The following is a 6,442-nucleotide window of genomic DNA, read 5'->3' as shown; positions in this document are numbered from 1 at the left end:
ACCGATTACTTCATTTTTCTTTAATTCCTAACAATGGCATGAACCTTTTCTACAAACTCATTTATGTTGAAAGGCTTTGCAATAACTGATTTAACAAGCTTAGATTTCATCGCCTCTGATGCGATATTTTCCACGAGTCCACTCATCACTATGGCAGGAATTTCCACATTATCTTTCTCTAGTTTTTCTAATACTTCCGTGCCATCCATGATTGGTAATTTATAATCTAAAATCATTAGATCGAAACTGTTAACACTAATTTGGTCTATCGCTTCCTTACCAGTGGTCGCTTCCTCTATCTCGTATCCTTCATTTTTCAAAATTTCTTTAAGTAGTAATCTAATCCCCATTTGATCATCCACTACTAGAATTTTATTCTTGCCCAATAAAATCCCCCCTCATATCAAAATCAACAAAAACTTTCATAAACCCACATTTTTTTCTCCCAGTACATCCATTTCTATATTTACGTGGTATTTTCCTGCCAAATTTTACAAATTACCCTAGTAAATTAAAAAATTTATCAATTCAAAAGAAAAAAGCCCGCAGACTTTTCTGCGAGCTTATGATTGATAGGACTAGATAATTCTTATTTTGAGCTAACAAGAATTTTAGACTGGCTCTTATCATTAAGTAATAGTTCGAATCCTTCTTCGACAATATGATCTAATTTAATTTTATTTGTAACAACTTTTTCTGCTGGAACTTGTCCACTTGCAATTAAATGAATTACGCGATCATAAATATTGGAATACCCTAAAGAAAATTTAATGTTTGCTTCCTTCACAGTGGATGCAAAGGCATTAATTTCTGGATTTTGAGCAAAAATAGCTACTACACAAACCGTTCCTGTCCGTTTTATGGCATCTAGACATGTATCAAAGGTTGGTTGAACACCTGCACATTCGAGCGCCACATCTACACCATTTCCATTTGTGGCATTCATAATTTCTCCAATGACATCATCTTCTACAGGATTTAATGTTTTTACGAATTCAAAGGAAGCAGCTAGTTCTAAACGTTCTTTGGAAACATCACTAACAAAAATTTTATTTGCCCCAGCTGCACGCGCATTTAAAACCGTCAATAAACCAATTGGGCCTGCACCAGTAACCAAAACATTATCGCCAGGTTTTACTCCTGCTAAATCTACAGCTCTATGCGTTACTGCTGTCGGCTCTACAAGTGCCGCTTGCTCCAAAGTCATATTGTCTGGAATACGATGGCAGTATTGTTCATCTAGCACACAGTATTCCGCAAACCCGCCATCATCCGCAAGGCCAATAAATGCCGCATTACTATTTCTGCATAGATGATAGTTACCTTCACGACATTCTTTACATTCCCCGCAACGAATATTCGGTTCAATACAAACTCGATCGCCTACGCTTAAAGATGTTACGTCACTTCCAACCTCCGTAACTGTCCCACTAAATTCATGGCCCAATGTAAGTGGAGCTTGTCTTTTGGTTAATGGATGTTCTTCTGTAGGAATGCCAATGAAATGTGAATATGCATGCAAATCAGAACCGCAAATACCTGTCCAAGCAACTTCTACTTTAACATCCTTTGTGCCTACTTCTTTAATCTCTACATCTTCCACTCGCACGTCTTTTTCAGCATAAATTCTTGCTGCTTTCATCAGACTCACTCTCCTGCTGTTTAATTAGATTCATTTACAAAAGCCAGAGTTTCACATCTCTTGGATACGTAATTCTCTTATAGTTCTATTTACCCAACAATCTAGGATAATTGGTATATTCCACTCTGTCTATGAGTCTATTATACTACTCTCTTTTTTTAAGACATACTTTCTTGACCATTAAAGAAACTTAATCGCCCCCCGACCATTGACATTCAATGAATATACAGGTAATTTAATAATAATAATAACTGAATTTATAATTTTCTTATTTAGAGAGATGGAGGGACTGGCCCTAAGATATCTCAGCAACAGACATTTTTGTACTGTGCTAATTCCAGTAGCGTGAGGCTTGAAGATAAGAAGAGTAATTATCTCTGATACGAATCTCTTCTTTATTTAAGAGGGGATTTTTTTGGCAGGTAGGAAAGTATAAAATCTTTCCCGTCTGCATAAGTGCAACTAAGCCATCCGCCCAAAGGCTTGGCGGATGCCAAGTTTTCTAATACCCTAAAAAGCAAAACAAACAGAATAAATTCATTTTAGAGGGGTTGTACAAATTGATTAATTCCACTATTAAAGCGCCATTTAAAGCAGACCATGTAGGAAGCTTTTTGCGTCCACAAGCACTTAAAGATGCAAGGGCACAATATCAGGAAGGCCAAATAACGAAGGAAGAATTACGTTCCATAGAAGATATGGAGATTGCTAAAATTGTTGAAAAGCAAAAGGAAATAGGTCTGACGACAGTTACGGATGGCGAGTTTAGGAGAAGATGGTGGCACTTAGATTTCATAAGAGCCATTGAAGGGATTCGTGTTTATGAAATAGACATACAAGGCGCATTTAATGGAGTGATGAAAAAAGCAGAAGCATATACCGTTGATTCGAAATTAAAATTCCCGAAAAGCCATCCATTTTTAGAGGATTTCGCGTATTTGAAAAGGATAGCCGGTGACCATGTTGCCAAAATTACAATCCCCGGGCCTAATATGATTTTCTATTCAGGTGTAGTTGGAAGTGAGCCTTATTTAAGTAACCCTTCCTATCCTTCACTCGATGATGCGGCTAAAGATATTGTTAACGTATATCAAGATGCCATTCAGGCTTTTTATGAAGTGGGATGTCGCTATTTACAATTAGATGATACAAGCTGGGGTGCACTATTCAGTGATGCTTTCCGAGATAAGATAAAAGCACAAGGATTCGATCCAGATGAACTGGTGAAGAAATTTGCCGATATTACCGTTGAGGCTCTAGCAAACAAACCGGAAGATATGGCAATTACTATTCATATTTGTCGTGGGAATTTTAAATCCTCTTGGTTATATCAAGGCGGGTATGAACCAATAGCAAAAGAATTATTTTCCCGTGTTAATGTAGATGCCTTTTTCTTAGAGTATGATAGTGAGCGATCTGGAGATTTTTCACCATTACGATTCATTAAAGATCAACATGTTGTATTAGGGCTAATCACATCTAAGACTCCTGAACTCGAAGATGAAAATGAAATCAAAAGTAGAATAGAAGAAGCAACGAAATATGTAGATATTAATCAACTTTGTTTGAGCCCACAATGTGGTTTTGCCTCTACGGAAGAAGGAAACACCCTAACAGAAGAAGAACAATGGAATAAACTACGCCATGTTGTTCAAATTGCTAAAGAGGTTTGGGGAGAATAGACTTGTACATAAAAACTATAAAAATAGTTTAATTGTAGTTTAAACAAAAATATCTAAAACTAGTACTAGTCCAAAGGCAACAAATGAAAGGATAGTTTCCATCACTGTCCAAGTTTTAAACGTTTCTTTTACAGTTAACCCCATGTACTCTTTTACTAGCCAGAAGCCTGCATCATTTACATGTGAGAACATTAAAGAGCCCGCTCCCGTTGCAATAACAAGCAATTCTAAATTCACACCTGACATATGTGCCACAACTGGGGATACTATTCCAGCTGCTGTTGTCAATGCAACGGTTGCTGAACCAGTCGCAATTCGGATTAAGCCCGCAACTAGGAAAGCAAGGACGATAGGTGATAAGGAAATCTGTTCAGACATCGTGGCGATCGCAGTACCGACACCGCTGTCAATTAGAATTTGCTTAAATCCACCGCCAGCGCCGATTATAAGGATTATCGAAGCCAATGGCAACATGCATTCTTCTGTTAATTTTTTAATTAACGTTCTATCCATTCCTTGACGGTAACCTAAGAAGTAATAAGCTGCGAAACACGATATTAATAAAGCAATAACAGGACTTCCGATAAACAAGAAGAGCTTTTCAACAAACTCTGATAATGGAAGATATGGTGCGAAGACGGTTAAAGCCATTAATATAACAGGCAATAAAATAATAAAGAATGAAATACCAGTGCTTGGTAATTCGTTTGCTGTTTTTGTTTCCACCCGGATTAATTCTGGTTCATTAACAGGAATCACCCGTTTATGGATCCATTTCGAAAATATAGGTCCCCCAATTACAGCTGTTGGAAAAGCAATGAGTAAGGAGTAAAGAAGAACACGTCCCATATCGGCATCATAAATTCCAATTGCTGTCATCGCACCTGGATGAGGTGGTACTAGTCCATGAACAATCGATAAACCAGCCAGAACTGGAATTCCTATTAACAAAATGTTTTGCTTTGTTGTTTTGCGGATAGAAATTACTAAAGGAAGTAAGATAACCAGCCCAACTTCAAAGAATACGGGAATCCCAATGATAAAGCCTGACAGTAGCATGGCCCATGGAAGCTTCTTTGCACCAAACTTTCTAACAAAGAAATCCGCTACCTGCATTCCTGCGCCTGAATCGGACATCATCTTTCCTAAAATGGTTCCCAATGCTAATATCCCAATGAGATGCCCAAGTACATCACCAACACCCGTTTCGTAAGCGCCGACAATCTCGTCCATTTGTAGTCCAGAAAACACAGCCAAAAACAAGCTGGCTACTGTTAAACTTATGAATGCATGCCATTTCCACCATGACACTCCTAAAATAACAATAATAATAGAGATTATTGTAATCCCTAGTAAATATAGATTCATATGATTTCCCCTCTCCTAGAAACCGTTTACACTATGATCAATAAATATCCCTTATGGGGCCGTTCAAAAAGTCCGGTAAAAAGGACATTTCAGTACTGGTATCGCCGTTGAAATACTTCTTTACGGTGGGAAGAGTAATCCCAGTCCCAGGACGTTGCTATTTTAGCAGACTCAATCCTTTTCCCTTCTTTTTGAACACGCACTTTTTGCTTATTTATAGGTAACGATGTAGTTTTGTTTGGTTGTATTATAGTATCCTTCACTATATTCCAATACATTTCCCTCTTCATCACTGGATTGTCGAATTCTTTTTAATATAACTGTATTGGGTTCTAGTTTTAACGTTTCACTAATATGTTTAGGTGCCGTTGAAACAGTGAACTCATCCCGAAATGATTCTAGACGAATATGATTTTCCTCTAAAAAACGATATAAAGAATTGATCTGAATATCCTTTAACTCTTCTTCTGTGATGTCAAGTAAAATATAATGCGTGAAGTAAATATAAGGTTCATAATCCAATAGGTAAATCCGGTCCACTTGAAGGCATTGTTCCCCAAACAAAGAATAGAGTTGCGTTTCCGGAGATAATTTAGTCCTCTTTATGTTTACAATTTTTTTTGTAATGTTGTGTCCTTCTTCCACTAAAATTTCCGTGAAACGCTTCCCTTTCGAAAGTTTTGCAATAGAAACATTTGCAATCACTTTTGTCCCTTTACCACTTTTTTTCTCAAGATAGCCTTCTTGTACAAGTTCTTTAATGGCATTTCTTACAGTAATTTTACTCACATTAAATTCTTTTTCCAATTGAGGTTCGGAGGGAATGTTCTTGTTAATCGCGTAAACACCATGTAATATACGATCCTTCAAAATATCCTTAATTTGTAAATACAACGGCCCTTTTTTTCTATTAACATTCATTCCCTATCTCCTACCTTTATCTCTTTATATCTTCAATCGTTCCCGACATAGCTGACAGAATTTCCGCTTCCGTTGACATTGGGGTATCCCCAACAATGGTACATGCCAACATACCTGCAGATGCTGCAAACTGAACTGTTTTTTCAGGTGGAAAGCCGGATAATTCACCATGTAAAATTCCACTAGTATAAGCATCTCCGGCTCCAATTCTATCATATACAGAAAAGGTAATGTTCTCTGAAAATACAAATGTCCCATCTTTATACATGTAACCTAGCAAAGTATGGCTGTTGTCCTTGTTAACTCCACGATGTGTTCCTGCAATTGTTTGAATGTTGTACTTTTCTGCTACTTTAGGAATTAGGTCCTGAAGCTGATCCCCTCTTGATTCTTTCTCCGTTTCCATTCCTAAAATATAAATCGCATCTTTTTCATTCATCATGACTATGTCAGCTAATGAAAGCATATCCTCATAATGGGGTTTAGCTTCTGCATAGCCTCCGTCCCATAAGGGAGGACGGTAATTACAGTCGAAGCAAACGAGCCCACCTTTTTCTTTTACCTTTTGGGCTAGAATCTTCATGCTCTCACGGACATTATCTGTCATAGCAAGTGAAATACCACAAAAGTGTATAACATCTGCGTTTTCGGCGATCGAATCCAAATCATAATCCGAAATATCTGCAGTGTTAAAGGTGCTCTCTAAACGATTTGTATACGTAACGCGACTCGAACGCTGTCCAAAGCCATTTTCAAGAAAATACATACCAACATATTTTCCGCCTCTGGAAATGAAGTTTCTCCCAATACCTAAGCGATTTAGGAAGGA

At 37.5% G+C, this 6,442-nt stretch carries 6 protein-coding genes and 1 riboswitch; of the genes, 1 reads left to right on the top strand and 5 read right to left on the bottom strand.

Going from position 1 to position 6,442, the window contains the following annotated elements; all coding sequences use genetic code 11:
* Positions 1 to 20: 20 nt before the first annotated feature.
* Both ACPYKA_RS17480 and ACPYKA_RS17475 read right to left on the bottom strand, forming a co-directional pair.
* Entirely contained in the window at positions 21 to 386 is a 366-nt protein-coding gene (locus ACPYKA_RS17480) for a response regulator (RefSeq protein WP_204797979.1), read from the bottom strand.
* 203 nt (positions 387 to 589) lie between these two features.
* Entirely contained in the window at positions 590 to 1,642 is a 1,053-nt protein-coding gene (locus tag ACPYKA_RS17475) for a 2,3-butanediol dehydrogenase (protein WP_204797978.1), read from the bottom strand.
* 265 nt (positions 1,643 to 1,907) lie between these two features.
* Positions 1,908 to 2,007: riboswitch (SAM riboswitch) on the top strand.
* A gap of 195 nt (positions 2,008 to 2,202) precedes the next feature.
* Between ACPYKA_RS17475 and ACPYKA_RS17470 the strand changes: the two genes are divergently transcribed.
* On the top strand, positions 2,203 to 3,324 hold the full coding sequence (locus ACPYKA_RS17470) for a 5-methyltetrahydropteroyltriglutamate--homocysteine S-methyltransferase (RefSeq protein ID WP_479543488.1): 1,122 nt from the start codon (positions 2,203 to 2,205) through the stop codon (positions 3,322 to 3,324).
* 39 nt (positions 3,325 to 3,363) lie between these two features.
* Here the strand turns inward: ACPYKA_RS17470 and ACPYKA_RS17465 are convergent, their stop codons facing one another.
* The 3 genes from ACPYKA_RS17465 to ACPYKA_RS17455 form a co-directional block, all read right to left on the bottom strand.
* Complete coding sequence (locus ACPYKA_RS17465) at positions 3,364 to 4,692, bottom strand: GntT/GntP/DsdX family permease (protein ID WP_047186683.1); 1,329 nt, start codon at positions 4,690 to 4,692, stop codon at positions 3,364 to 3,366.
* Between the two features lie 210 nt (positions 4,693 to 4,902).
* Complete coding sequence (locus tag ACPYKA_RS17460; protein WP_047186682.1) at positions 4,903 to 5,613, bottom strand: GntR family transcriptional regulator; 711 nt, start codon at positions 5,611 to 5,613, stop codon at positions 4,903 to 4,905.
* A gap of 16 nt (positions 5,614 to 5,629) precedes the next feature.
* A partial coding sequence (locus ACPYKA_RS17455; protein ID WP_479543487.1) for a sugar kinase occupies positions 5,630 to 6,442 on the bottom strand: 813 nt, incomplete at its 5' end.

Source organism: Pseudogracilibacillus amylolyticus (SeqCode), from assembly GCF_051918545.1.
GTDB lineage: Bacteria > Bacillota > Bacilli > Bacillales > Amphibacillaceae > Pseudogracilibacillus.
Note: the sequence above shows the minus strand (reverse complement) of the source record. Positions and strands in the feature narration are given on the sequence as shown.

Bases quoted from the DNA above. Each gene is read 5' to 3' on its own strand.
- ACPYKA_RS17465 (WP_047186683.1), bottom strand. From the start codon at position 4,692: ATGAATCTATATTTACTAGGGATTACAATAATCTCTATTATTATTGTT.
- ACPYKA_RS17460 (WP_047186682.1), bottom strand. From the start codon at position 5,613: ATGAATGTTAATAGAAAAAAAGGGCCGTTGTATTTACAAATTAAGGAT.
- ACPYKA_RS17475 (WP_204797978.1), bottom strand. From the start codon at position 1,642: ATGAAAGCAGCAAGAATTTATGCTGAAAAAGACGTGCGAGTGGAAGAT.